Source organism: Pseudomonas sp. CM25 (assembly GCF_013179705.1).
Taxonomy (GTDB): Bacteria; Pseudomonadota; Gammaproteobacteria; order Pseudomonadales; family Pseudomonadaceae; genus Aquipseudomonas.
In genome coordinates this window covers 1-3,734 of the sequence record NZ_JABMCW010000448.1, presented here as the reverse complement: position 1 = coordinate 3,734, position 3,734 = coordinate 1, and the positions used below count along the sequence as shown (strand labels likewise).

General features: G+C 66.2%; 2 protein-coding genes. One reads left to right on the top strand and one right to left on the bottom strand.

All coding sequences use genetic code 11. The features are described 5' to 3' along the window. Positions 1-2,717, bottom strand: a 2,717-nt coding sequence (locus tag HP546_RS27545) for an AAA family ATPase (RefSeq protein WP_172232179.1), incomplete at its 3' end; no start/stop codon positions are given. A 238-nt stretch (positions 2,718-2,955) separates the two neighbouring features. Here HP546_RS27545 and HP546_RS27540 point away from each other — a divergent pair. Further along, a partial coding sequence (locus HP546_RS27540; RefSeq protein WP_172232176.1) for a response regulator occupies positions 2,956-3,734 on the top strand: 779 nt, incomplete at its 3' end.

The window sequence follows — 3,734 nt, the reverse complement described above, 5'->3', positions numbered from 1 at the left end:
TCCATGAGTTTGGCCAGGTGCAGGAAGCACAGGTCGTCCTGCACGAAGAACGATGACGACAGTGTCGCCAGCAGGCTGATGGCGACCGTTGCTTCCTCCGAATCGGTGCGTGGCAGCGACTCCAGGCAGTGACGACCCTTCTGCTCGATCAGGCTGAGCACATGGGCATGGCTGGCCTCCACGTGTTGCCGATCAACCCCGCGCGGCAAGCGGATCCCCAGCAACTCCAGGCCGGACATGGCGCTGCCGATTGCCGCCTGATAGTCACCACGCAAGGTCCACAGGCGTGCCTGCAGCCGACACACCCGTGCCTGGTCCAGCGGCGTGCGTGCGCGCTGCCGGCATACGCCGACCTGGGCCTCGGCCGCGCTCATGCGCGACAGTTGCATGTCGCACTCTGCCGCCATGCAGGCGATGGCAAAGCCATGGCTGGCGCGGCTTTGCAGCGTGCCGCCGTGGTTCAGTAGCTGGTCGGCCGTGTGCAGGTAGCTGACTGCCTGTGCAAAGGCACCGCTGTCGCGGGTGCGCGATGCCGCTTCGCACAAAAGCTGCAGGAACACTTCGCGGTCGTTCGCTGCAAACCCGCATGGGTCGGCGCTTTGCAGCTGGTGGGCGAGTTCGAACAGCACTTCGTGCAAATGCTCGGGCCAGGCCCCGAGCATGGCCTGGGCAATCTGCCCATGCAGCGAGGCACGCTCGGGTATCGGCGTGAGCTGGTAAGCCGCCTCCATTACCCGGTCATGGGCAAAGCCCAGGCCTTTCTGGCCAGGCAACAGGAAACCGGCGGCAATCAAGGCTTTCAACGGTTCGCCTGGTGGCTCTGCGAGGACCTGGTGGAGCAAGCCATCATCACATCGGTTGCCGGCCGCGCTGGCGACTCGCAGCACATCGCGTTGCGCCGCTGGCAGGCGTGTCAGGCGGTGGATCATCAGGTCGGCAACATTGTCGGCATAGCGGTGGCGGGCCACTGCCTGCAGGCACCACGACCAGCGCATGGCCTGGGTGTCGAAGGTGAACAGCTGGTCTTCGACCATGGCCCGGAGAATCTGGTTGATGAAAAACGGGTTGCCCGCGGTCTTTTCGTGCACCAGCCCGGCTAGCGGCAACGCTTGCTCAGGGCCGACGTGGTAGCGCTCGCCGATCAGTTCGGCTACCGCACCAACGGCCAGCGGACGCAGGGTCAGCGTGGTACTGCGCAGGGTTGCCGGCAAGGTGGGCATGGCATTGCCGACAGCCACATCGGTACGCCTGGCGAAGATCAGCAGCAGGTTGCCAGGCGGGTCAGCCAGTAGCTGAGCCAGCAGGCGCTGCGAGGCATCATCGGCCCACTGCACGTCGTCCAGGAACAGCACCAGCGGGTGGCCGGGGCGGCTGAACACTTGCAGGAACTCGACGATGGCCCGCAGCTCCTTCTGCAAGGCCAGGCGCGTGGGTTTCGCTGGCAGCTCGGGCAGGGGACCGAGGATCAACTGCAGGTCCGGTGCCAGCGTGCCGAGGAGCCGGCCGTGGCCTTTGATGCGGCGCAGTATCTCGCGCCGCGGGGCATCAAGGTCCTCGCTGCTCTTGGCCAGTAACTGGGTAGTCAGCGCGCCGAGTATCTCCACCCACGGCCCATACGGCACCGCTTGCTGCAGGCTGTTGCATCTGCCAGTTGCCCAATGGCCGGTGGCGCAGGTTTTCAGCGTGGTTTCGACCAGGCTGGACTTGCCCATGCCAGCGGGGCCGTTGATCAGCAGGGCCTGCGGGGTGCTGTCGCGGCGCATGGCCCTGAGCAGCAGGGTGATGGCTTTCTGTTCGGCGTTGCGGCCATACAGGCGCTCGCGGCTTGGCGAGACCGGGTCGGCGCAACCGGGCTCGAAGGCCGGCAGGGTTCTGGTAGCGGTCCATTGCCGCTGACAGTGGCCCAGGTCTATCGCCAGGGCGCGGGCGCTCTGATAGCGAGCATCGGGTTCCTTGGCCAGTGCCTTGGCCAGGATCCGGCTCAGCGGCTGCGGCACGTTGCTCTCGACTTCGCAGGCGGCGCGCGGCTGCACTCCCGCATGCAGCTGACGCCAGTGCGGGGTGTCGCGCCCGGTCAGCGGCAGCTCGCCCAGCAGTAGCTGGTAAAGGATCGCGCCCAAGGCATAGATGTCACTGCGCCGGTCGCTGCTGCTGCCGTGCGGGCAGACCTGTTCCGGCGCCAGGTACGCCCAGTTGCCGAGCGGGGTGCCCTGTTCGCTGATCAACTGCGCCGGGTCGGCACGAAAGCAGCTCAGGCGCACCCGCTGGTTGCCCTGCAGGCACACATGCGCTGGCTGCAGGGCGCCATGCAGCACATTGCCTTCGTGGGCCAGCGCCAGGGCGTTGGCCGCGTTCATGGCAATATCGAGAAACGGCGCGAGCGCCAGTGGGCCGTTGGCGATCAGGTCGGCGACCGAGCGGCCGGCCGGGTACACCAGCAGCGGGCCTTCGGCGGAGCGTACGAATGCCGACGGGATGACCGCCCACTGCGGGTCCAGTTGCAGGCGGTAATCACGTTCCAGCCGCTGGCAGGCGGCAGGGGCTTCGAGCGGAGCGCGCACTGCAATCCAGGCTTGCTGGCTGGCGGGGTCGTGCAGGCGAAAGTAGCTGAGTTCACCTTCCTGGCCCAGCGCGGTAATGTCGCAGCGGTTCAACCAGCCCTCATCGATCGACTGGTCAAAATCGATGGGCCTGTGGGCGAGGCGTTCATCGAGCATCGGGCACCCCTGCTAGCGACATCATGAGACGCGAGTATACGCAGCGCCCCCCCTGTGGATGCGGCTTGCAGCGCGCTTGGCCGTAACGGGCACGCCGTTGTCCGTTATCGCCCCCAGGCCTTTGCCGGGCGCTTGTATAGTCCTTGAGCCAACCTATCCCTCGGGATAATTGTCTGAATGCGTGCGCTGGCCTAGGCTGCCCGGGCTGCGCGAACGCCCGTCCCCGTGCGAGGAAGCCATGATCCGAATAGGTAATGCCCAGGTGTCGCTGGAGCGGCGAGAAGCGTTTCTCGACGGCAAGCCGATCGCGTTGGGCGGGCGTGCATTCGAGGTGCTGGCCACGCTGATCAAGGCCAAAGGCCGGGTGGTCGGCAAGGAGGAACTGTTCAGCCAGGTGTGGGCCGGCACGGTAGTGGAGGACAACAACCTGCAGGTGCAGGTGTCCTTGCTGCGCAAGGCCTTTGCCAATCACGGCCTGATCCAGACCGTGCCACGCCGCGGTTACCGCCTGGCCGCCGATATCAGCCTGGAAGTACCTTGCAAGGCTTTTGCTCAATCGCCGCTGTGCACCTCCACCCTGGAGCCGCTGGTCGACAGCACGCACGTGCCGGTGCTGGTAGTGGACGATGACCCATCGGTGCGCACGGCGCTGGGCCGGCTGCTGCGCGCCCAGGATATCCCGCATCACCTGTTCGCCAGTGCCGAGGCGCTTTTCGATGCGCGCCTGGAAACCCCCTACGCCTGCCTGCTGCTGGACATGCATCTGCCCGGGACCAGCGGCCTGGAGGTGCAGGATGCGCTGCGCCAACTGGCCCTGCCGTGGCCGATCGTGTTCATGACCGGCTTCGGCACCATCCCGATGACGGTCCAGGCCATGCGTGCCGGTGCCGTGGAGTTCCTGACCAAGCCTTTCGACGAGGACCAGTTGCTGGCACTGCTGCAGGCGGTGCGCGCACGGGCTGTGGTCGATGGACGCAAATGGCGCCACGCGCGACAGGTCGAGGACAAGTACCAGCG